This is a genomic window from Ditibartonella choladocola, assembly GCF_002007565.1.
GTDB lineage: Bacteria > Pseudomonadota > Alphaproteobacteria > Rhizobiales > Rhizobiaceae > Bartonella > Bartonella choladocola.
This window is the reverse complement of the sequence record NZ_CP015625.1, coordinates 87414-111460: the sequence shown is the minus strand read 5'-3', so window position 1 is coordinate 111460 and position 24047 is coordinate 87414. Positions and strand designations below refer to the sequence as shown.

Below are 24047 nucleotides of genomic sequence, written 5' to 3'. Positions count from 1 at the left end.
AATAATCATCGCGCAGATGAACGAGCTTTTCCATTTTCATAAAATATACGATTGTCAAAAAGTCGTCTTGCAACAAGTCGACTGGCTAGTTTTGACCGCTTTTCAAATTTTTATAAAATAGCTAAAATTTTGTTTTTAACCGGTCATTTTATAAAGCCGCAGAACCGCGACAATCTCGAATTTCCATTGATCCGGTTGCAACGCAAAAAGACAAAAAAGACCGGAAAGACATATCCGTTTTTGACACATTGCCAGCCCGATAAAGGCCGATGCCATTTTTTTGACAGAATGAAAACCGTTGCTTTTCGTCGGAAAACTATAAGCAAGCGATTGATAACAATAAAAAAGAATAATCATTTACTTGTTATTTACTATATTTCGGGCGGAATGTGCATTGCCTTGAAAAAATCACTTTCCCGTCATTGTCATGCAACAAGAGAGTTCTAAATCGACAACATGACATGTTGTTGATTGCTTTTGATCGACAGCGCTTCAATAGGAGCATTGAAATGGTAGCTTATGCAAGGACAGTTCTCGAACAACCGGATCATCAAAATTGCGATACGAGCGATACACTTGTACTTGCAACATTCGGTTCTTTGGAAGCCCGTTTGCGGAGATTATCGCATGACCCTATGCCAAAAGTTCCGGCGTCAACAAAAGGCCATATATCCGATGATGGCGACCAATGGTTGATGATTGTCAATGATATTGAAGACCCGCAAAATCTTCTTGCAAGCTGCTGCATGACATTGACAAACGTGTTAGGTGCCAATCAAAATCTTGAAGCGACAAGCCTTGGCGACAGTTTCGAGGTTGAAAGCGGCCGGAATGCATCGGTTTTTTTAACAATTTCACCGTTTAAATGTTTCGACAAAGCGAAAGCCCATCGTGCCCAAGGGCTTTTGTGGCAGGCAATTTCCCGCTTCTGCCTTCTCCAGAATGTCGATTACGTGATTGGAAGTCTGGCATTCAACAGCCGCTACCCTGCCGCACATGCATTGGAACTTTCCTATCTCTACCATTTTTGCCGTTCGCAATCAGAAGTTCATTTGCGCGCCGCCCATGGTGTGACAATGGATATTATGCCGGAAGAAGCAATCAAGCCCGATGAGGTATTTTCTTCGCTTCCGCCCATGCTACGCTATTGCTTGCGTGTTGGAGCCAAAGTTGCCGACAATGTGGTTGTTGACCGCGCAAGCAATGAAACCCGCGTATTTTTGTTATTTCCTGCCAAAAAAATTATCGGCTGAAACAATACGCATGAAAAGCAGAAGTGTTTTTTGCCACCAAACCAAAGTTCAAGAACGGAAGCCGTAAAATGCTTCCGTTTTTTGTTTCCAGAGTTATTTGAAATTCGCTCATCCGCCGCATCCAAAAACGGCTAACGCACTTGATTTATTGGCCGATTTTTTAAAAACCCGCCAGACGACATGAGACCGTTTTGGTGAATGAACAGGGTATCTTATTTTTGCAGTTTACCCCTGTTTAAGCCAGATAAGCTTAATTTAGTGGGCATGTTTGGCTCCAGAATGTTTTTTATCATGATGTCCAACATCACCTGCTTTCAGCCAATGGGCGGAGATTGCATTATATTCGCCGTTTTTTTGCATCAAATGCAGCCATTGGTCGACATAAAGTTTCCAACTGATGTCGCCTTTCGGGAGCATGTAGCCCTTCTCGAAAAACTCCAAAGGCTTATCGGGATTGACGGCGCATAAAGTCGGGTAATACCGTTTTTGATAAAGTGCTTCGGATGCATCGGTAATCATGACATCGGCTTTTTTGTCGACAAGATTTTTAAAAATTGTTGTATTGTCATGAAAAAGTTCGAGTTTGGCATTCGGCATATATTTTCTGACAAATGCCTCATTGGTTCCGCCTGCCGGCTCGATCGCGCGAACACTCTTTTGGTTAAGTGCATTTAACGTATTATATTTTTTTGCGTCTTCACAGCGGACAAACGGAATTTTACCGTCCACTCCAAGTGGTTCAGACATATAAACCTTTTGTTGGCGGGCAAGAGAAATGGAAATCCCACCCATTGCAATATCACATTTATCGTCAAGAAAATCGGCCATCAGCGTTTTCCAGCTTGTCGGCACAAATTCAACCACCGCTCCAAGAGATTTGGCCAAAGAATGCGCCATGGAAATGTCGATGCCTTCGTAAGTACCATCCGTTTTCAAAAAACTATACGGTTTATAGTCGCCGGTGGTGCAAACGCGTAATGTTTTAATGTCGAGGACATCATCGAGTTTCGACGCATCGGCGTCTGTCAGCGTTAAAAACGAACACCCCCAAAAAAGCATCATCAGAGTTTTCTTCATCATCATTCCCATCCGGCAATTTAATATGTGTTTTTGTTTTATCCCCGTAGATTTGAATTATAGCTCTTCTAAATTTGGCCACTCAACTTTCAAGCAAACCAATAAAAGCACCAACTGCTTTGGTTTTGAAGCGTTGCGGATTGAGTAACAGTAAAAAATCACGTTTTACGGATAAAAAATTCAACCTTTCAACAAGCCCTGCGGCAAGCAAAGCCGAAACCGCACGTTTTGAAATGGCAGTCAGAGCATTTGACGCAGCTACTGCCGAAAGCACCGCTTCATTCGACGGGAAAGTCTGCATCACCTCAAGATCGGTGAAGTCATAGCCATGGTTTGCAAGTGCCTGCTCGAAAATTGCCCGTGTTCCTGAGCCATTTTCACGCAAAATCCACGGAAACGCCGAAATATCTTGAAACTTCACCGACGGTTTAGTTGTAAGAGGATGGTTTTTTGCCGCAATAATGAACAATTCGTCATCAGCCACTTTTTGACGATGAAGGCTTTCATTTTTGATAGTTCCTTCAGCAAAACCGATGTCTGTCACGCCTGATAGAACAGCATTTTCAACCTGTTCGGTGTTACCGATCGACATTTTGACCGTTATCGCCGGATATAAATTGCGAAACTTTGCAATGACCGGTGGCAAAAAATAATTGGCGATTGTCTGGCTCGCATAGAGACCGAGTGCTCCACGTTTAAGCCCGCTAAATTCACGCAAAGTTGTTTCGGCAAGTTTGACTTGCGCCAATGTGTGGCGGCAATCCTCAACGAAGACAGAACCCGCATCACTCAACTGGATACGCCGTCCAATGCGATTAAAAAGGCGCACCTGATAATGTTCTTCTATCATGTGGATGGCACTGGAAACAGCAGAAGGTGTCAACAAAAGAGCTTTGGCCGCTTCGGTCAAATGCTCGCGTTCGGCGACAGCAAGAAATATCCGCATCTGTTCAAATGTAATCATTGCCGTGCCAATGTTCGATCAAATCGAACAATTCATAACATATTTGAAAATTGATTACATGATTAAACCGCGCTAGCAAATTTTAAAAAAGGATATTTCACTATGACAAGCCGAGTTCAGGCCATTTTTTTTCGTTTTGCACCGGGCATCATATTATGCGCAGTTATTTCGGCTGTTGCCATTGTTCTGGAAAAGCTTGAAAAACTTATCTTCGGCGAGGCCTGGCTTGAAAGTCTGGTTCTTGCCATCCTGATTGGCGCAATCATCCGGACAATCAAAGGTATTCCATCCCAATATGCTGAAGGGGTGGGATTTTCGGCAAAAATCCTTCTTGAATGCGCGGTTCTATTATTGGGCGCAAGTATCAGTGTGAGCGCGGTCGTCGCTGCCGGTTTCGGATTGCTTATCGGCATTATCGTCATTGTGGCCTGTGTGATTGCCGTAACTTACGCAATTGGCAGACTTTTGGGCCTTGGCCCCCGTCTCGCATTGCTTGTAGCCTGTGGCAATTCGATTTGCGGAAATTCGGCGATTGCCGCTGTTGCACCTGTCATCAAAGCAGAAGGCTCTGATGTGGCTTCATCAATTGCTTTTACAGCAGCACTCGGTATTGTTGTTATTCTGGTCTTGCCACTTGCTGTCCCGCTAGCGGGCTTAAGCTTTACACAATACGGCGTTCTTGCCGGTATGACTGTTTATGCTGTGCCGCAAGTTTTGGCTGCGGCAGCACCTGTTTCACTTATCAGTGTCCAGACAGCGACACTTGTCAAACTTGTCCGTGTTTTGATGCTTGGGCCGGTTATATTTGTGATCGGCCTCATTTATGGCCTTGGTGCCAACACCAAACTCAAATTCGGCAAAATGGTGCCGTGGTTCATTATCGGCTTCGTCATTCTTTTGCTTGCCAATTCCTGCAATATTATTCCCCAATTGGCACTCGATACCATGGCTTTTGTGGCAAAAATCCTGACTGTTATTTCAATGGCTGCTTTAGGACTGGGCGTTGATATAAAGGCTTTGAAAAAATCCGGACCGCGGGTTGTCCTGACAGCTTTCATATCCATCATCATTCTGGCGACCGCAAGCCTGACAATGATCTCGCTCCTTCATTTGTCATAAATGGCCGGTAGTGCGTAAAAGGCTGCTATATCCAAAACAAAACAGCCCCGAAGGGCTGTTTTTGATAGACTATATAAACTCTGTTTGTTTTGAAACTACAGAATAAACCGCGACAAATCGGCATTGGCGGCAAGGTCACCCACTGCTTTTTTGACATAAGCGGCATCAACCTTGAAGGTTGTTCCCGATTTATCCGGTGCTGTGAAGGAAATTTCGTCAAGAACGCGTTCCATCACTGTTTGCAGACGGCGGGCACCGATATTTTCCACAGTAGAGTTCAAATCCACTGCTATATCGGCGAGAGCATCAATGGCATCATCGGTAATTTCGAGTGTCACATTTTCGGTCGCCATCAAAGCAATATATTGCTTGATAAGACTGACTTCCGTTTCGGTCAGAATGCGGCGGAAATCTTCCCGCGTGAGCGCATTCAGCTCGACCCTGATCGGCAAACGTCCCTGAAGTTCCGGCAAGAGGTCTGAAGGTTTCGATACGTGAAACGCACCGGACGCGATAAACAGAATATGATCGGTTTTAACCTGACCATATTTGGTAGCAACCGTTGTTCCTTCAATCAAAGGTAACAGATCGCGCTGCACACCTTCACGCGAAACACCGGCACCGAGGCCGCCTTCACGGGCCGCAATCTTGTCGATTTCGTCGATAAAGACAATACCGTCATTTTCAGTGGAACGAAGCGCTTCCTGAACGATCTGGTCCTGATCGAGAAGTTTGTCGGACTCGTCTTCGATCAATGGTTTGAATGCATTTTTGACCGTTGTTTTCCGCGTCTTCGTGCGTCCGCCCATTTTACCGAAAATATCGGACAAATTCATAATACCCATCTGTGCGCCCGGCATACCCGGAATATCGAAGGTGGGGGCATTATTCGGACTGTTATCGGCAATCTCTATTTCAACTTCATTGTCATCAAGCTCGCCCTCACGCAATTTTTTACGAAAACTATCGCGGGTAGCGGGACTTGCAGTTTTGCCGACCAGCGCATCCAGAACACGTTCTTCTGCGTTGATATGAGCTTTGGCTTTCACCTCTTCACGTTTTTTCTCACGGACAAGATTGATGGCCACTTCAACAAGATCACGAATAATCTGCTCGACATCACGGCCGACATAGCCGACCTCTGTAAATTTGGTGGCTTCAACCTTGACAAAAGGTGAACCGGCGAGTTTTGCAAGGCGGCGGGCAATTTCGGTCTTGCCGACACCGGTCGGCCCGATCATCAGAATATTTTTCGGCATTACTTCTTCGCGCATCTCGCCTTGAAGTTGTTGCCGCCGCCAACGGTTGCGCAATGCAATAGCAACAGCACGCTTGGCATCTTTTTGTCCGATAATAAAGCGATCAAGTTCGGAAACTATTTCGCGGGGGGAAAATACAGAACTCATCTAAAAGTGCTCTCTCTTTCACACGTCTTGTCAGGTTTTACGCATGACTGACAAGAAGTGACATGGAAACATTCAATCATTATTCGGCATCAAGCGTTTCAACAATAAAATTGCTATTGGTGTAAACGCAAATATCGGAAGCGATCTTCATGGCTTTGCGGGCAATTGTTTCGGCATCCATATCGGTGTCGATCAGTGCACGCGCTGCCGAAAGAGCAAAGTTGCCGCCCGAACCGATTGCCATAATGCCATCTTCAGGTTCAAGCACATCGCCAAGACCTGTCAAAGCCAGCGTCACATTTTTATCGGCCACCAGCATCATTGCTTCCAGTTTACGCAAATAACGATCGGTGCGCCAATCCTTGGCAAGTTCAACACAGGCGCGCATCAATTGGTCGGGATATTGTTCAAGCTTGGTTTCAAGCCGTTCAAGCAAGGTAAATGCATCGGCTGTTGCACCGGCAAAACCGGCAATAACCGATCCATTCTTGCCAATACGGCGTACCTTTCTTGCATTACCCTTCATGATTGTCTGCCCTAATGTCACCTGTCCATCGCCGGCAATGACAACCTTATTGCCTTTGCGCACTGTAATGATGGTCGTGCCATACATTGTATCGGGCTTATGTTCTGTCACAAGTAAACTCCTTTTATCCACACGCTCCATCCTCGTTAAAAGCAATGAAAAGCGGCTATATAGAGTGCATATTTAGGAACTCGCACATTAAAACTCAACCATATTGACGAAGACATTTTAAAAACCTTCTTACTTTTTAAAAAACGCTTCGGTCATTCCGGAACCCCCATTCAATGATGACTTGCAATGAATGCTCATTGTTGGTGTGAAGAAATCCTGCTAAGGGTTGGCCGGTATGAACATTCAAAGGAAAACAGAAAATGCCATTGCCGAGGGTTGCTATAGGTGCATTGGGTGGCACAATTGCCATGGTCTCCGGGAAGTCCGGTGGTGTGGAGCCGGAACTTTCGGCAGAACAACTCACCCGATCGGTTCCCGGAATTTCGGGATTGGCTACAATACATGCCGAAACATTGGCGAAATTACCAAGCGGTTCACTCTCCTTCAAAGTGTTGTTTGATGCTCTTGATTGGGCAAATAACCAGATTGATAAAGGTGCAAAAGCTGTCATCCTGACACAGGGAACCGATACACTTGAAGAATCAGCATTTCTCCTTTCACTTTATTGGCAAAAACCCCAGCCGCTCATTATAACCGGTGCTATGCGGGCACCGATGGCAGCCGGTGCCGACGGGCCGGCCAATCTTTTATCCTCGTTACTCGTGGCAATAGATGAACAAAGCGTGGGCCGCAGCGCTATGGTGGTGATGAATGACGAAATCCATTCTGCCTATTTTGTAAGAAAAAGTCATTCTCTTAAAGTTGAAACATTCAAATCAGGTTTAGTCGGCCCGCTTGGCGTGATTGTCGAGGCAAAACCGGTATTCTTCCACTCTATCGATAGACGACCAAAACCGCTAAGCCTGCCGAAAACGCTTGATAAAAAAGTTGCCCTTGTCGAAGCGTGTCTTTCTTCAGGCGGAGATCATCTTGAACTCGTATTTTCAAGCGGCATTTATCAGGGCGTTGTGGTTGCCGGTTTCGGATCAGGCCATGTCAGTTTCGAGGAAGCCGACATTATTAAAAATTATGCGGGTACTCTGCCGGTTATTGTAGCAACACGGGCCTATAGCGGGCCAACGAGTGAAAGAACCTATGGCTATAAAGGTTCGGAAATTGATCTGATGAAAGGCGGCGTGCTGATGGGCGGTTGGCTTTCCCCCTTAAAAGCGAGGCTGTTATTATGGGCTCTTCTTTCAGCCGGTCATGATAAAGAGAAAATTGAAAAAGAATGGGGTCACTGGCAAATCGGTGAGACAGTAAAAACCGTTTGAAGTCACAAAACCGGTTCGCCAATGAAAAAAACGTGAAAGCAATTGGATATTTTACACGAATGATTTAACATATTTTACTTCAAAAGTGACGCTGATAAAGCTTATAAATAATACCGCTTCATTAAGCCTTGTGCTCATCGTCAGGTTTTGAAAATAATAACGGGTGAAGCACCTTTGAAGCTTCTTGGAACGGGAACAACATGACGCGCACAGCAACTATAAAACGCAAAACCAATGAAACCGATATTTCGGTTTCGGTCAATCTTGACGGTACGGGAATATTTGAAATTGATACCGGCGTAGGGTTTTTCAATCATATGTTGGAACAACTTTCCCGCCATTCATTGATCGATATGAAAATCAAGGCTGTCGGTGACACCTATATAGACGATCATCACACAGTGGAAGATTGCGGAATCGCATTGGGTGAAGCTATCAAACAGGCTTTGGGGGAGCGGCGCGGCATTCGCCGTTATGCTTCGCTTGATCTCGCTATGGATGAAACCTGTACGAGAGCGGCCATTGATGTATCAGGGCGCCCGTTTCTTATTTTCAAGGTCGAATTTCCGACACAAAAAATCGGCTCGTTCGATACCGAATTGGTCAGAGAGTTTTTTCAGGCTTTTTCCCAGCACGCCGGAATTACGCTTCATATTGTCAATCATTACGGCTTGAATAGCCACCATATAGCCGAGACCGCATTTAAATCGGTAGCCCGTGTTTTACGTGCTGCAATCGAGGAAGACCCGCGCCAGAAAAACGCTGTACCCTCGACCAAGGGCACTTTGAAAGGCTGATAAAATGCAAGTCGCAATTATCGACTACGGCTCCGGCAATTTACGCTCGGCCACAAAAGCTTTCGAGCGCGCAAGCCATGACCATGGCATAAACGCAAATATTATCCTCACCAATCGGGCAGAAGATGTTATGAAAGCCGACCGCGTGGTTTTGCCGGGCGTCGGTGCCTATGCCGATTGTCGTACCGGACTTGATGCCGTTCAGGGAATGGTTGAAGCTTTGAACGAAAGGGTGCTGAAGGGCGGCTATCCCTTCATGGGGATTTGCGTTGGTATGCAGCTCATGGCTTCCCGCGGAATGGAAAAAACAATCACCAACGGTCTTAACTGGATTAAAGGTGATGTCACTTTGATAAAGCCTCAAGACGATGCTTTGAAAGTGCCCCAGATCGGCTGGAACACCCTCGAATTGAAACAGAACCACCCGCTATTTTCCGGCATCCGTACCGGTGAACAGGGGCTTCATGCCTATTTTGTCCATTCCTATCAACTTGATTGTCAAAATCCTGATGAATTATTGGCAGTAACCGATTATGGCGGGCCGGTCACAGCAGCAGTTATCCGCGACAATATGTTCGGGACGCAGTTCCATCCGGAAAAAAGCCAGCGTCTCGGCCTTCAACTCATTGCCAATTTTCTGGAATGGAAACCATGATTCTTTACCCTGCAATCGATCTTAAAGACGGCTTTTGTGTCCGCCTGAAACTCGGCGATATGAATAAGGCAACGGTTTATAGTGCCGATCCTGCCGCGCAAGCCCACCACTTCCAGTCGGAAGGTTTCAAATGGCTTCACGTTGTTGATCTCAACGGTGCATTTGAAGGTGTTACAGTGAACGGTTCGGCCGTTGATGCAATATTAGAGGCAACAACCAATCCTGTCCAGCTTGGTGGCGGTATCAGAACCCTTGCCCATATCGAAAACTGGCTGAAAAAGGGTTTGGCCCGCGTAATTCTGGGCACTGTTGCTGTCAGAAATCCGCAACTGGTTCGCGAGGCTTGCAAACTTTTTCCGGGAAAAATAGCCGTTGGTATTGATGCCCGCGGCGGCAAAGTTGCCGTTGAAGGGTGGGCTGAAGAGTCCGAACTTTCTGCCCTTGAACTGGCAAAACGTTTTGAAGGCGCAGGGGTTGCCGCCATTATCTATACCGATATTGATCGCGATGGAATCCTCACCGGTATCAACTGGAATTCAACCCTTGAGCTTGCCCGTTCTGTTTCAATACCGGTTATTGCTTCCGGCGGTCTTGCCTCGATGGAGGATATAAAACGGCTTTGTTCACCCGAAGCTGCCATATTGAACGGCGCAATTTCGGGACGCGCTCTTTATGACGGGCATATTGATGCGAAAGAAGCATTGGCATTGATTGACGAGGCAAATAAAAAAGCCGGAAAGAGTGGGCAATTATGACACTCAAAGCGCGTATTATTCCTTGTCTTGATGTTAAAGACGGACGTGTCGTCAAAGGGGTCAACTTTGTTGATCTCGTTGATGCCGGTGATCCGGTTGAAGTTGCAAAAGCCTATGACAGCGCCGGTGCCGATGAATTGTGTTTTCTCGATATTACAGCAAGCAGCGACAATCGCGAAACATTGTTCGATGTTGTTGCCCGCACGGCCGACCAATGCTTTATGCCTGTCACGGTTGGCGGAGGTGTGCGCACTGTAAACGACATACGCAAACTCCTGCTTGCCGGTGCCGACAAGGTGTCGATAAACACAGCCGCTGTTAAAAACCCCGATTTTGTTGCCGAAGCCGCCGATAAATTCGGCAATCAGTGTATTGTGGTTGCCATTGATGCCAAAGAGGTAGCAGGCGATGGTAAAAACCGGCGTTGGGAAATTTTTACCCATGGCGGCAGAAACCCGACCGGTATTGATGCTATCGAATTTGCCCGTCTTGTTGAAAAAAAAGGTGCCGGTGAAATTCTGCTCACCTCTATGGACCGTGACGGGACAAAAGAAGGTTATGATATTACATTGACCCGCACCCTTGCCGATGCAGTGGATATTCCTGTTATTGCATCGGGCGGCGTTGGAACACTCGACCATCTCGTGGCCGGTATCCGTGACGGACATGCAACGGCGGTGCTTGCCGCTTCAATTTTCCATTTCGGAACCTATAGCATTGGTGAAGCAAAACATTATATGGCAAAAGCCGGCATTCCGGTACGTCTGGATGAATTCGGAGAAGGTGAATGACTGATTTTAGTTTGCATACCCTTGAACATACGATTGCCGAACGTGCAAAAGTTGACGATGGCAGTTCCTATACGGCAAGCCTCGTACAAAAGGGAATAGGACGTGCTGCCAAAAAAATGGGTGAGGAAGCGGTTGAAACTGTTATCGCCTCGATTGATGAAGATGACAAACATTTCATCAGCGAGAGCGCCGACCTGATCTATCATTTGCTGGTTATGTGGCATATACGCGGAATAAAGCTTGATGACGTTATCAAAGAACTTGCAAGGCGCACAGCTCAATCCGGACTTGAGGAAAAGGCGTCCCGAAAGAATGGTTGATACACCAGAGCCTACTCACCAATCCGGCGACCTCGGTGATTTTGTTTTCGGCCGTTATTCGCCCTATAGCATTTTTACTGCCTATGAATGGTCTGTCTTTCGTGCCGATACGCCACTGACCCTGACCTTTGACGAGGTCAAGCGATTGCGTTCCATCGGTGATCCGATTGATCTTCATGAAGTGCAACGCATTTATCTTTCCCTTTCCCGCCTGCTTTCGACCCATGTCGAAGCAATCCAGATGCTGTTTCAAAAACGCAAACGTTTCTTGCGCACACAAGACACAGCTAAAACACCGTTCATCATAGGTATTGCGGGTTCGGTTGCGGTTGGTAAATCAACCACCGCCCGCATTTTGCAAGAACTCCTCAAACGTTGGCCATCCAGCCCCAAAGTTGACCTGATAACAACAGACGGTTTTCTTTACCCGAATGCGGTTTTACGAGCAGAAAACAGGATGGATAGAAAAGGCTTTCCTGATTCCTATGATGTCGGCAAACTTTTACGTTTCCTTTCCGCAATCAAAGCAGGCATGGGTGACGTAGTAGCACCGCTTTACTCCCACGCGGCCTATGATGTTTTGCCAAACGAGCAGATTGTTGTCGACCGGCCGGATATTCTTATTGTCGAAGGTATTAACGTGCTTCAGGTCAGGGATTTGCCGCGTGATGGAAAAGCCGTACCATTCGTTTCCGACTTTTTCGATTTTTCTATTTATATTGACGCAAAAACCGAAATTATCCGCCACTGGTATATGGAGCGGTTCCGCCGTTTCCGGCTCACAGCTTTCCAGAATCCCCAATCATTTTTCCATCGTTATTCAAAAATGACCGAACAGGAAGCGATGGCGGTTGCCGAAAATTTGTGGAACACAATCAATCTGAAAAATCTTGAAGAAAATATTTTACCAACACGGCCACGTGCCGATCTTATCTTGCACAAGGGTAGCGATCATCTGGTGGAATATGTTGCGCTTAGAAAATTATAGGTGAATTATGTCGCGAATATTGGCTCCGATAACATCTTGCCCGATTGAATTTACAACAGAACAATCCGAACACAGCCACCCGATCATTCTGGTCGCAGAAAATGATTTCTCCTTTGCTTCCGAAGACACTGTTGCAGGCTCGTGGGCAAAAGCCAATCACTTCACCGGCAAAAGCGGTGACATATTGGTGGTTCCCGATAATGACGGGATAGCTTCCAGAGCCTACCTCGGAGCGGGCGACGGTAGCGATGCCTTTATAACCGGAAATTTGTTCAAACAATTGCCGGAAGGTGAATGGCATTTTGAAAATTTGCCGGAAAACCCGCTTAATCTTTTTCTGGGACTTGGGTTAGGAAGTTATAAATTCCGCCGCTATCTCCAGACAAAAGCACAAAAAAAACTTAAATTCACCCTTCCTGACAATATTGATAAAGATGAACTGGAACGTCTTGTTGAAACAACATTTCTTGTTCGCGATCTCATCAATACGCCGACCAATGACATGGAGCCCGACACAATCGAGGAAGCAATACGCCAATTGGGAAGAACTTACGGCGCGACTGTTACAAGTATTTGGGGAGATGATCTTCTCAAACAAAATTTCCCGATGGTTCACGCTGTCGGGCGTGCCGGCTCGGTAGCCCCGCGTATTATCGACCTCCGCTGGGGAGACGAGAACCATCCAAAAGTGACATTGGTGGGAAAAGGAGTGGCATTCGATAGTGGTGGCCTTGATATAAAATCCGCAAATGGCATGTTATTGATGAAAAAAGATATGGGCGGAGCTGCCAATGTCATGGGGCTTGCCCGCCTTATTATGGATGCAAAACTCCCCATCCGGTTGCGACTTATCGTTCCTGCTGTTGAAAATTCGATTTCCGGAAATGCTTTTCGGCCCGGTGATGTTTTAAAAAGCAGAAAGGGGTTGACTGTCGAAATCGGCAATACCGATGCTGAAGGGCGACTTATTCTGGCGGATGCGCTCGCCTTTGGCGACGAGGAAAAACCGGATTATCTTTTCGACATGGCAACCTTGACCGGTGCGGCACGTGTCGCATTGGGACCTGATGTCCCGCCCTTTTATTGCAACAATGAAAATCTTGGTCAAAAAATCTCCCGCATTTCAATGGAAATTCAGGATCCGTTATGGCAATTGCCACTCTGGAAACCTTATCAGAAAAAACTTGCCTCCCGCATTGCCGATCTCAACAATGTAACAACGGATGGATTTGCCGGCTCTATTACGGCTGCTTTGTTTTTACAGAAATTCGTCGATCAGGCGGCAAACTGGGCACATTTTGATATTTATGGCTGGACACCGGCCGAAAAGCCCGCTTTCCCGATTGGTGGTGAAGCCCAAGGGATTCGTGCTCTTTATACAATTCTGAAAGGTCTTTGATGGATAAACTTGACCCGCGTCTTCATGCCTATCGCCCCGACCTTGCCGACGAAGCTTTGCGTGGCAAAGTGGAGGCATCCCGCTTTGTGGCCGGTTCTTTGAAGCGCATTGTCGCACCTGTTGCTGCTCTTTACAAAATTCCGGACGCGCTCTCAGAACGCCAAAGCGAATGTCTCTTCGGCGAGAATGTAAAAGTCTTTGAAGAAAAAAACGGCTTTTGCTGGGTTCAAGCCCAACAAGATGGCTATGTCGGTTACGTAGAACAGTCAAAAATCGGTTCTATTGGTAATCAACCCACCCATCGGGTGAACGTGCCACGCACTTTCCAATATCGTGATGCGGACTTGCGCAGCCCCATGATTAGCCCTTTATCCATGGGAAGCCGCATCAGCGTGGTTGCAGAGGCCGAAACACGCGGCACCCGTTATGCGAAGCTTGATAACGGAGGTTTTGTTGTTTTCAACCATATCATGCCTGTCACCACGGTGGCAGATGATTATGTGACGATAGCAGAGTCTTTCATTCACACGCCCTATCTTTGGGGGGGCAAAAGTGGTTTGGGAATTGATTGTTCAGGCCTTGTGCAACTTGCGATGATGATGACGGGGCGAACAGTCTTGCGCGATACCGATATGCAGCAGGCAACAATCGGAAAAAATATTTCGCCGGATGACGGCCTCAAACGCGGCGATCTCGTCTTCTGGAAAGGTCATGTAGCCATTATGATTGATTCCGGAACGCTTATTCATGCCAATGGCGCATCAATGGATGTGAAAACAGAACCCCTCGATCAAGCTATTGCACGCATAGCCCTTCATCACGCCCAACCGACTTGTTATCGCCGTCCGGATTAAAGAAAAAAATTATCATACCGGTGTTGTGGCCCACAGATTTTCCTGAACCCGCCCGCACCTGTGGTTTCACCGAAGCGACCATGTTACCCGTCCGGCTTTCGGGCGAGACGTAAAACTTCCGGAAGAATGGGTGGGAATTCGGCTCGTTGAATGGAAAAACCGGTCGAATTGATGCCCGACGGTGTCATTATGCCGGAAGCGGCGATATATCGGGAACAATCCGCCTGTTTCACAAACGGGTGGCCGCGCGAAAAAGATGATGCCCGACCGGATTCGGGAATAGCGACAAGTGTAGCATTATCGATAAGGTTTTTTCCGCAATGGTATAAAGAAATAAATGAAAAAGCCGGTACTTTTCATACCCGTGTCATTGCCGGAAGTCATGGAAGCGCAATTCTTTTGCTTGCAAATAATGAAGCAGATCTTTTATTGGCCTATTCCGGTTATCACGAGACTGCGCGCCAATCCGAAGAAGTTCAATTGATTGACAATTGCACATGAAACACTGGTTCCCGTCAGTGTTGTTGATAAAAACGGAAAGCCCGATATTGACCGGAATGACAGAACAGCCTGATCCATTTTTGTTTTTTACCGCCAACCTTGAAAACGATTATCGCCCGTCATATCGCAAGCTTGGATGACAAGCCGAATTTGCATGGCGTGCATGAAACCCACTCTTTCAGTTCCTTGGTCGGGCTAAAAGCTACCGGTACTGGTATGTCCTTTCTACCCCCTATCAACTATGTAAACCGGCAATAGATAGCGGGCTGATTGTGGAAATTGAAAATTTTGCATGGCTTATGTCGCAGGGGACATTGCTCTTTATCGTAAAAAATTTTCAAACCATCCGATCGTTGATAAAATATGGGCTTATTATGTCGACGACCGTTTAAAATAAGCACAAGTATATTTACCTCATTCCGGTTTGGAAATTGATAAAACTGGTTGTTAAAAACCGGTCATATACACGTTTTATTGCGTGAAATATCCGTTTAAATAATATAAAGGCGGTCTTGACTGTATTCGGCTTGGACGAATTTTTGAAAAACCTGAAACCGGCGAGGGGGAAAATGGGGCATCAAGCTAGCGAAGGTAACCGGTCAATCCGGCAAAGCATCAAGGAACACTGGCGCGAATTTGCTGCCGCAAGTGCCGGTAATGCATTGGAATTCTATGATATTCTGATCTATGGTTATTTTGCGATTACAATCGGGAATTTATTCTTCCCGAATAAGGACAGTGCCGTATCATTGCTGATTGCTGTCGGAACATTCGGTATATCATTTATCACCCGCCCACTCGGCTCGATCGTATTGGGAAGCTATGCCGATAAAGCCGGACGGAAAGCGTCTATGTCTCTTTCCATCTCGCTGATGGTTATCGGCACTGCAATGATAACCTTTTGTCCTACTTATGAAACCATCGGAATTCTGGCCCCGCTTATCATCATCATAGCCCGCATGTTACAAGGATTTTCAACCGGCGGGGAATTCGGTTCGTCTGTTGCTTTTATGGTAGAACATGCCGGAATTGACAAACGTGGATTTTTTGCCAGTTTCCAGATGTCGACACAAGGGCTGGCAACCGTTTTTGCAGCCGGTTTAAGTGCCCTGCTATTTGCTCTTCTTTCTCCCGAACAGCTTAATTCATGGGGTTGGCGTCTTGCCTTTGCCTTTGGTTTGTTAATCGGTCCGATCGGCTTTTATATACGCCGCGGTGTTGCCGAAACAGCCGATTTCGAGACTGTCAAATCCAATCGCCCGAAAAATACGCCTCTACACGATCTCTTCAAATATAATTGGCATGATATTCTGCTTTGCATTGGAGTTGTAGCTGCGGCAACTGCATTCAATTACGTACATAAAATTTATATGCCGACCTATGCGATCAAACAATTGCATTTACCCGAAACTTTTTCTTTCATCGGTGCAGTGATTACCGGATTTATGCTGTTAATCGTCTCGCCGATGGTCGGCACGATTTCCGACCGGTTCGGACGTATCCGGATCGTCGCTATTTCATTCGTATTTCTTGGTGTTACATCCTGGCCGCTATTCTATATTCTTAACGCAATGCCTACACCTGCGGTACTCTTTGCGGTACAGGCTTTTGTCGGTTTTCTTCTGGCGTGCGGCCTTGCGGCAATACCTGCACTTATCGCCGAGATTTTCCCGACCAATGTGAGAAGTACCGGTCTTGCAGTCAGTTACAATCTGTCGGTCACTATTTTCGGCGGTTTTGCACCGCTGATAGCAACTTGGCTTATTCAGACTACGCATAACAACATGTCGCCAAGCTTTTACGTCATGTCCACGGTTCTTCTGAGCCTGATATCAATCCTCCTATTGGCTCGTCGCCATAAAGCGACAGATAAAAACAAGGATTTCAGTTAAGATCATGAATACCAATCTCGAACAATATCCGATCGAATTGCCGTTCCCCGACCTGTCAGCGTGGAAACAAGGTAATTGCGGGGTCGATTATGTTTATCAGTTCAAGTCGGGGCATCCCGGTAAACACGCTATGATTATGTCGCTCATCCATGGCAACGAAATCAGCGGCGCATTGGTTGTCGACAAGCTCTTGCGCGACAAATTCAAACCCGAACGTGGTACACTTACTTTGGGTTTTGCCAATGTTGCCGCCTATGAAGCATTTTCTCCCGATGCACCCGATGCTACGCGGTTTCTTGACGAAGATATGAACCGCGTCTGGAGCGAAGAAGCCCTTGATGGATCCCGTGACAGTCTGGAATTGCGTCGGGCGCGTGCGTTACGCCCCGTTGTCGATCAGGTTGATCTGCTGCTGGATCTTCATTCTATGCATGAATCCGATCCGGCAATCATGATGGGGGGGTACCTTAAAAAAGGGGAAGATCTCGCCCGCCAAGTCGGTGTTCCTGAATATATTGTGATGGACAAAGGCCATAAAGCAGGAAAACGGCTGCGTGATTACGGCGATTTCGGCAATCCGCAAAGTCGCAAGGCTGCAATTTTATTTGAATCGGGTCAACATTTTGAAAAACAGGCCTACCCCGCAGCTCTCGATGTTGCTGCGCGATTTTTGATGGTTGCCGGTATTGCTGATAGAAAAACTGTTGAACATTACCTCCTGCCAACAGCTCCACAACAACAGAAACTGGTTGATATTACCGAAGCTGTTACAATCAAAACAGATAACTTCCGTTTTTCCGACAATTTTAAAGGCATGCAACTGATCGGCAAAGCTGGCACTATCATAGCCTATGATGGTGACGAAGAGATCAAAACGCCTTACGACAATTGCATTCTCGTTCAACCGTCAATGCGCCATGCCCGCAAAGGTAACACGGCAGTACGTCTGGGAAAGCTCGTTGAATAAAATCCGGAATATAAATTTGAATGGCGGTTTTTTCCCGCCATTCGATTAAAAACCTTCAACGACAAGTTTGCCGACCGAGCGGTGCGTTTCGATCAAACGGTGGGCTTCTCTCAAATTGGCAGCATTGATTGGCGACAAAACCTTTGAAAGCGTGGGAACAAGCTTTTTCTCGTCGATCAATTGCGCGACATGATGCAGAATTTGTCCTTGGCGCGCAATATCGTCTGTCACGAACATGGAACGAGTAAACATTGATTCCCAATGAACCGAAACGCTTTTCATCTTTAGCGGGTTAATATCAAATGTTTTCGGTCCATCAATAAGACCAAGTCGTCCTTCGGGTGCGATAATATTGACATATTGAGGTAAATAACCGTCGGAATTTGCTGTCGAAAAAATGAATGACGGATTGGGGAAGCCGATCTTTTCAAGTTGTGGAGCAAAATCTTTTGTGTGGTCAATGACGTGATGCGCTCCCATTTTTAACGCCCATTCCTGTGATTGCGGGCGGGAAGCGGTTGCAATAATTTCAACATCGGAGAGTTGGCGAGCCAATTGAATGGCTATCGAACCCACTCCACCAGCACCGGCAATCATCAAAAGGGCATTTTTGCCATTGTGAACCGGTTTCAAAATATCAATGCGGTCAAACAACATTTCGTAAGCGGTGAGCGATGTGAGCGGCATAGCAGCCGCCGTCTTGAAATCAAGACTTTCCGGTTTAAGTGCAACAAGGCGGCTATCAATAGCTTGAAATTCACTGTTTGAACCTTGCCGGTTGATAGCACCGGCATAAAAAACTTCATCTCCCTCGTGAAAACCGGTAACATTTTTACCAAGTTTTTGCACAATGCCGGACGCATCAAACCCTAAAATTCGTGGGCTACCGTCGAATGGTTTACCGGTCTGGCGCGTTTTCACATCAATCGGATTGACCGAAACAGCCTTCACCGCAACCAGAAGGTCGTAATCGCCGATTTCCGGCATTTCCAAATCGAAATCCTGCAAAGACCGATCATCAGTAATCGGCAAATTCTCGAAATATCCGACGGCTTTCATAATGGTTTTCCTTTGGCGAGAAACATTTAAAACATCTATAAAATGGCTTGGGTAGGAGCCAATTGCTCTCCCACCCTACCAATTTAGAGTATTTTTGAAAGAAAGCCAATTCAACCGGACAAATCAGTGATCGCATTATTTTGCATCTGATAGAGATGAACAATGCCGAATAGAACCGGAATTTCAAACGAACCCGAATTATTTGGCAATTTTTTTCTGATCTTGTGATGAATCCTCGACATGATCAATATCGTCGAAATCGGGATCTTTGAACTGTAAATCATGGAGGTGCTTATAAAGGCCGCCTTCAATCTTCAACAATTGATGCTGGGTTCCCTGTTCGACAATCCTGCCGTTTTTCATAACAACAATTTTGTCGGCACGCGAAATTGTCGAAAGCCTGTGGGCTATGACAATGGTTGTGCGGTTGGTGGTCAAACGTGCCAAAGCTTCCTTGATTAACGATTCGGATTCCGAGTCGAGAGCACTTGTCGCCTCGTCCAGTATCAGAATTTCACTATTGCGCAACATAGCGCGTGCGATAGCAATACGCTGTTTTTGACCACCCGAAAGATTGCCGCCATTATCACCGACATCGGTATCGTAACCGTCTGGCAGTTCCATAATAAAATCATGTGCATTGGCAAGCTTGGCAACTTCCTCTATTTCTTCTTCGGTCGCCCCTTCGCGCCCTAACCCGATGTTATAGCGGACAGTGCCTTGGAAAAGAAACGTATCTTGCCCGACATAGGACATCAATTCGCGCAATGATTTGAAACTGGCATCACGAATATCCTGACCATCAATCAGAATGCGGCCTTCCTGCGGATCATACAGGCGCATGATAAGGTTAATCATTGTCGATTTACCCGATCCGGAAGGCCCGACCAATGCCGTCATCTTTCCTGCCGGAATATCAAGAGTAATGTCATGCAGAACCATGTGATCCTTCACATAGGAAAAGCCGACATGTTCAAGCCGGACATCGCCCTTCGAGCGGTCAAGATCAACCGGATTTTCTTTTTCCATAAGGGTAAGCGGATGATCGAGAATTTCAAACATCATACGCACACCGATCATGCCTGATTCAATTTTGACACGCACATTGGCAACCCGCTTTGCCGGTTCATAGGCCAGAAGGAGTGCGACAATAAATGACATCAGCTCGCCTTGAACGCCAACTCTTTGCGTCGCCATATAACCGGAAAAACAAATAACAACAGCAATTGCAATACCGGCAAGAGTTTCCATAATCGGACTGGTTGCAGCTTCCAGCTTGGCAATGCCGTTTGAACGTACTTCGACATCGGTAATCGCCTTATTCATGCGCCGTTTCATCAGCTCTTCGAGCGAGAAAGCTTTAATGACACGAATGCCGATTGTTGTTTCCTGCATAACCTTAATGATTTCAGCAATGGAAGAGAGTTCCTTTTCCATTAACCCGCGAACGCGCTTCAAAACCTGACGGACCCCGATAAAAGCGATAGGGCCAACCGCCAAAGCGACAATGCTGAGTAGAAAATTCTGATAGAGCATCACTGCAAGAAGGCTGATAACCGAAAAAAGATCACGTACAAACGTGGTTACAATCGTATCGATAATGTTGCGAGCAGCATTTGCATTTTGCGTTACACGCACAAGCAGATCGGATGAAGACGTATTCTGATAGAAAGCAACACCTTGTTGCATAAGGCGCGAATAAATACGGCGCTGTTGTTCTGCAACGATACTGTTTCCTGCCTTACTCAAAAAATAGGTCTGCGCAAAAGTGGAAAATCCTTTGATAATAAAGATAACCGCCACTCCGGTCGAAACCATCGCAATGACCTTGAAATCATTTGCTTCGATGATGTGATTGACCACATCACGCATAATCCAGGCACTTGCGCCGGTCGTAGCAGATATGACGAGCATTGATATGATTGCGCAAATATACCAGAATGCATGTTTGCGGAAATTATCATGCAGCAAACGAACAATCAGTCTTTTATCAAATGATGATAACTGTTTCTTTTTAGCCATAAATAGCCGAACCTTTTTAAATGACTGCCTCTAGTAACAGATAAGTAGAAGCATCATCAACGAGCACTACTGGTAGCTTGTTCCTATCCTGTTGAAGATCGAGATGCAAGAATTCCATCCACTCTGCCATATGTTTCAAGTTTAATGGAACCGACGGTTATGTGCAATATTACGCGTTTATGTCATTTTGATCGGTACATTATCTCAAAAGTGCACAGATGCCGGACGACTGTGGCTTTTCCTGCCTGTCAAAAAGCCGCCACCTGATTTTGTGCACATCTTTTTAAAAAAATCCGCCGATTCATTATTTTTAAAACTGCCCTTATAGGCTGCAAACTCTTATGCCGGGCCAACTCCCATGTTCGCCCAGTTGTTATGTCGACTCAGCTCTTAGACCTGAAACGGGAACCGGATCGCGAATTGCCGTCATTGCGATTCGATATATGGTTGAAATGTCCGGATTTTATACGGCTTTGCCAAAAAATATAAAATAGCCCCGACGGCAGGCATTCAAAAGCCGCTCATCGGAGCTGAAAAAGCGATACGGAAGGTTATCCTTCGACTTCCGGCACTGTCGAGAGTTACTTCTTCTCGTCGTTTCTCAGTTGTATGCTATCGGCTGTCTTTTCAATTTCATCGCTATAGGCAGCCAATGTTCCCTTCTCGCCGGTTGCATGCATGAAAATCGGATGCCCGTCATTGCCCACAGCCGCATAAATAACAAGATCTACCGGATCGCCTTTCATCTCGGCTGTCGCCTGCAACCTCAAACCGGGGTGGCCAGCGAACTTTGTGTGCGAGGTCTTGCGATCTGCGACATTGTTAACGGTCCCTTTGATCGAGTTAAGATAATTATCGACAACCTTGTCGAGAGGAGCACCCTGAGCCGTTTCAAGCCCCTTTGTCACCACAATATCGGGACTTTCAGCACTATCTTTTGTATAAGCCGGAATGGTCAACATTGCCGAACTGTTCATAATGGAGCCAACAAATTCAAACGGCGGTTCAACACCAAAAGTAAATGGAAGAGCGCTTAATTGATCGCCTTCATCATTATGACGGGCAAGCGAAACGGATGCGAAAATCTTCATCGCATCATCCAATGCGAAATGTTCTGTTTCAGGAGCCTGTACGGTAATCACGTAAGAAGCATTCTGTGCAAAAAGCATTGAAGACCATTTATCAAAAACACCATTGGCGGCAGTTTGCTTTCCCTGATAAACAAGCAAAGCATTACCATCACGCGATTTCGTGCGGGAACGTGAAGTAATGGAATAATGATGATTATCCATAGCGGATATGAATGTTTTTTCGTCGTTAAATAACTTTTTCACACTGTCACTGGCTGGCGGCATTGTTGCAACGATAATAGATGCACCGGACTTTTTGTCTATAAAACCGCTAAAATCGGTTGTGAGAGTAAAGCTGTCGGGCACACTAATATAGACCGCTGTTCCCGGAACTTTCTGGTATACAGCCGCTTCCGCAGCCATCGGCGCCAGGCATAAAGCAATAACAGCTGAAAAGAAACTTATTGGTTTATACACTTAAACATACCTCCAGCATGGCAAACCATCGAAATGTAACATTCTGTCCGAACAACACTCGTGAATATAATATAATAAATAAACGCATTTCAGAAAAAAACGTTCATCATAAAATGCCATTAAGAGCGGTCATTCACGGAAATGTGATGCGCTATGTTACTTTTCCTGAAACCGTAACAAAAATAGAGTACGATGCCAATAAGGTTCCACAACAGAAAATAATATTGGGTTTTCGATGGAAGGCTGAAAAACAGATAAACGCAGCCTATTGCACTGAGCGGGCCGACAATAAAGACCAAAGGTGTTTTGAATTTTCTGGGAACATCGGCTGCTGTTTTGCGTAAAACAATCAGGCATATGCCAACAGAAGTGAAGGCAACCAGCGTTCCGGCATTGGCAAGTGCAGCTATTTCATCAAGTCGAAAAAGCCCGGCAATTGCGGCAATAATGACGGCGGTAAAAAGCGTCGTTGCAACCGGCGTTCCGGTTTTTGCGTTGACGCGCGAGAGGAAACCGGGAAGGGTTCCATCGCGTCCCATAACAAAAAATATACGTGTCTGGCCATAGAAGAATGCCAGTAACACTGTCGGCAATGCTATAACAGCCGCAATGCCGATCAGACCGGCAATGCGGTTCGAGCCCAATGTACGCAAAATATGGGCAAGCGGTTCTTCACTATGCGCAAAACTGGTGTAATGAAGTGCACCTACTGCTCCAAGGCCGACGAGAACATAAATGATGATACACGCAATCAGCGAACCGACGATACCGATAGAAAGATCCCGACGCGGTTGTTTGGTTTCCTCGGCAGCGGTTGCAATTGTATCAAAACCATAAAATGCGAAAAATATAATAGCGGCCGCAGCCATCACACCTCGTTCCACACCATCCGGTGACATGACTTTGGAAAATCCGTTCGGCATGAAGGGATGAAGATTTTCAAGATTGAAATGGGGAAGTGTGACAATAATAAAAAGTACCAAAGCTGCTATTTTGATAACAACAAGGAACAAATTCAATGTCGCACTTGCTTTGGTACCAATCATCAACATGCCGGCAATAACAAAAACAATAAAAACAGCCGGAAGATTGACAAACCCGTGCACACCGGTTGCCGGATCTACTGCGTTGTAACCTGCCGAAAGCCAGAACGGCAAATGAATGCCGATGCCGTGCAAAAATCCTGTTGCGTAAGCCGACCAGCCAACGGCCACAGTGCTGACCACAAGTGAATATTCAAGAATAAGGCTCCACCCGACAATCCAGGCAATCAACTCGCCTAATGCTGCATAGGAATAGGTATAGGCTCCGCCTGCTAGCGGAATAAGAGTTGCAAGTTCCGCATAGGCAAAAGCGGCACATGCACACACAACACCGGCAATGACAAAGGATAACAGCACGGATGGCCCTGCTCTGTCGGCACCAATACCGATGAGGGTATAAATACCGGTCCCGACAATTCCACCGACACCTAACGCGACAAGATGGGGCCAACTTAATGTCGGAATGAGTTTTCGTTCCCTTTGTGACGTTTGCCCAATCACCGGTTTACGTCTAAGCCATCCTGACATTACATATAATCCCTACTCTTGCCGCATAACCATGCTTTCTATATTTCAAAAAAACATGTTTCCCTTCGCGGTATAAAACTCGAAACACAACTTCTATGCTTTGAACAGCATAAAAACAAAATACGATATGTTTACTATTTCATTTGCCGGTTAGGGTTTGCAACTAAAAGTTAATAAAAAAGCACCGTTATCAACGGTG

General features: G+C 46.1%; 22 protein-coding genes. 14 read left to right on the top strand and 8 right to left on the bottom strand.

Annotation, left to right across the window (positions count from 1 at the left end):
• The first annotated feature begins 509 nt into the window (after positions 1-509).
• Positions 510-1253 carry a hypothetical protein gene (locus BBC0122_RS00530; RefSeq protein WP_077990344.1) on the top strand — a complete coding sequence of 248 codons (744 nt, stop codon included), beginning with the start codon at positions 510-512 and terminating at the stop codon, positions 1251-1253.
• A 255-nt stretch (positions 1254-1508) separates the two neighbouring features.
• Here the strand turns inward: BBC0122_RS00530 and BBC0122_RS00525 are convergent, their stop codons facing one another.
• Positions 1509-2336 carry a transporter substrate-binding domain-containing protein gene (locus BBC0122_RS00525; RefSeq protein WP_225868129.1) on the bottom strand — a complete coding sequence of 276 codons (828 nt, stop codon included), beginning with the start codon at positions 2334-2336 and terminating at the stop codon, positions 1509-1511.
• Positions 2337-2412: 76 nt separating this feature from the next.
• Positions 2413-3294 carry a LysR family transcriptional regulator gene (locus BBC0122_RS00520; protein WP_077990342.1) on the bottom strand — a complete coding sequence of 294 codons (882 nt, stop codon included), beginning with the start codon at positions 3292-3294 and terminating at the stop codon, positions 2413-2415.
• Between the two features lie 102 nt (positions 3295-3396).
• On the opposite strand from BBC0122_RS00520, the gene BBC0122_RS00515 reads away from it, so the two are divergent.
• Positions 3397-4413, top strand: coding sequence for a YeiH family protein (locus tag BBC0122_RS00515; protein ID WP_077990340.1), 1017 nt, complete (start codon positions 3397-3399; stop codon positions 4411-4413).
• Between the two features lie 95 nt (positions 4414-4508).
• On the opposite strand, the gene hslU is transcribed toward BBC0122_RS00515, so the two are convergent.
• Both hslU and hslV read right to left on the bottom strand, forming a co-directional pair.
• The gene (hslU, locus tag BBC0122_RS00510; protein WP_077990338.1) at positions 4509-5819 is read right to left on the bottom strand and encodes an ATP-dependent protease ATPase subunit HslU; all 1311 of its coding nucleotides are present in this window, start codon (positions 5817-5819) and stop codon (positions 4509-4511) included.
• A 79-nt stretch (positions 5820-5898) separates the two neighbouring features.
• Positions 5899-6456 (bottom strand): ATP-dependent protease subunit HslV, encoded by a 558-nt coding sequence (gene hslV, locus BBC0122_RS00505; protein ID WP_075869579.1) that lies wholly within the window; start codon positions 6454-6456, stop codon positions 5899-5901.
• A 266-nt stretch (positions 6457-6722) separates the two neighbouring features.
• On the opposite strand from hslV, the gene BBC0122_RS00500 reads away from it, so the two are divergent.
• From BBC0122_RS00500 to BBC0122_RS00445, 12 genes are all read left to right on the top strand, one after another.
• Positions 6723-7730, top strand: coding sequence for an asparaginase (locus BBC0122_RS00500; protein WP_077994371.1), 1008 nt, complete (start codon positions 6723-6725; stop codon positions 7728-7730).
• Positions 7731-7930: 200 nt separating this feature from the next.
• Positions 7931-8527: an imidazoleglycerol-phosphate dehydratase HisB gene (hisB, locus tag BBC0122_RS00495; RefSeq protein ID WP_077990336.1), complete on the top strand. Its 597-nt coding sequence runs from the start codon at positions 7931-7933 to the stop codon at positions 8525-8527.
• Positions 8528-8531: 4 nt separating this feature from the next.
• Positions 8532-9182: an imidazole glycerol phosphate synthase subunit HisH gene (gene hisH / locus BBC0122_RS00490; protein WP_077990335.1), complete on the top strand. Its 651-nt coding sequence runs from the start codon at positions 8532-8534 to the stop codon at positions 9180-9182.
• Positions 9179-9937 (top strand): 1-(5-phosphoribosyl)-5-[(5-phosphoribosylamino)methylideneamino]imidazole-4-carboxamide isomerase, encoded by a 759-nt coding sequence (gene hisA / locus BBC0122_RS00485; protein ID WP_077990333.1) that lies wholly within the window; start codon positions 9179-9181, stop codon positions 9935-9937. Before hisH ends, hisA begins: the two co-directional genes overlap by 4 nt.
• A complete protein-coding gene (gene hisF, locus BBC0122_RS00480; RefSeq protein WP_077990332.1) occupies positions 9934-10728 on the top strand; it encodes an imidazole glycerol phosphate synthase subunit HisF in 795 nt (264 codons plus the stop codon). The genes hisA and hisF overlap by 4 nt, the downstream gene beginning before the upstream one ends.
• Positions 10725-11048, top strand: a complete 324-nt coding sequence (locus tag BBC0122_RS00475) for a phosphoribosyl-ATP diphosphatase (protein WP_077990330.1) — start codon at positions 10725-10727, stop codon at positions 11046-11048. Before hisF ends, BBC0122_RS00475 begins: the two co-directional genes overlap by 4 nt.
• Positions 11041-12036, top strand: a complete 996-nt coding sequence (coaA, locus tag BBC0122_RS00470) for a type I pantothenate kinase (protein ID WP_077990327.1) — start codon at positions 11041-11043, stop codon at positions 12034-12036. Before BBC0122_RS00475 ends, coaA begins: the two co-directional genes overlap by 8 nt.
• A gap of 7 nt (positions 12037-12043) precedes the next feature.
• The gene (locus BBC0122_RS00465) at positions 12044-13435 is read left to right on the top strand and encodes a leucyl aminopeptidase family protein (protein ID WP_077990326.1); all 1392 of its coding nucleotides are present in this window, start codon (positions 12044-12046) and stop codon (positions 13433-13435) included.
• Positions 13435-14289, top strand: a complete 855-nt coding sequence (locus tag BBC0122_RS00460; RefSeq protein ID WP_077990324.1) for a C40 family peptidase — start codon at positions 13435-13437, stop codon at positions 14287-14289. The genes BBC0122_RS00465 and BBC0122_RS00460 overlap by 1 nt, the downstream gene beginning before the upstream one ends.
• 150 nt (positions 14290-14439) lie before the next feature.
• Positions 14440-14790, top strand: a complete 351-nt coding sequence (locus tag BBC0122_RS00455) for a hypothetical protein (protein WP_077990323.1) — start codon at positions 14440-14442, stop codon at positions 14788-14790.
• 569 nt (positions 14791-15359) lie between these two features.
• Positions 15360-16682, top strand: coding sequence for an MFS transporter (locus tag BBC0122_RS00450; protein ID WP_077994370.1), 1323 nt, complete (start codon positions 15360-15362; stop codon positions 16680-16682).
• 4 nt (positions 16683-16686) lie between these two features.
• A complete protein-coding gene (locus BBC0122_RS00445) occupies positions 16687-17649 on the top strand; it encodes a M14 family metallopeptidase (protein ID WP_077990321.1) in 963 nt (320 codons plus the stop codon).
• 45 nt (positions 17650-17694) lie between these two features.
• Here the strand turns inward: BBC0122_RS00445 and BBC0122_RS00440 are convergent, their stop codons facing one another.
• From BBC0122_RS00440 to BBC0122_RS00425, 4 genes are all read right to left on the bottom strand, one after another.
• Positions 17695-18708 (bottom strand): zinc-binding alcohol dehydrogenase family protein, encoded by a 1014-nt coding sequence (locus tag BBC0122_RS00440; protein WP_077990320.1) that lies wholly within the window; start codon positions 18706-18708, stop codon positions 17695-17697.
• A gap of 198 nt (positions 18709-18906) precedes the next feature.
• Positions 18907-20730, bottom strand: coding sequence for an ABC transporter ATP-binding protein (locus BBC0122_RS00435; RefSeq protein ID WP_077990318.1), 1824 nt, complete (start codon positions 20728-20730; stop codon positions 18907-18909).
• A gap of 581 nt (positions 20731-21311) precedes the next feature.
• Positions 21312-22223, bottom strand: a complete 912-nt coding sequence (locus BBC0122_RS00430) for a hypothetical protein (RefSeq protein WP_149866620.1) — start codon at positions 22221-22223, stop codon at positions 21312-21314.
• Between the two features lie 173 nt (positions 22224-22396).
• Positions 22397-23848 carry an amino acid permease gene (locus BBC0122_RS00425; RefSeq protein ID WP_077990315.1) on the bottom strand — a complete coding sequence of 484 codons (1452 nt, stop codon included), beginning with the start codon at positions 23846-23848 and terminating at the stop codon, positions 22397-22399.
• Positions 23849-24047: the final 199 nt, after the last annotated feature.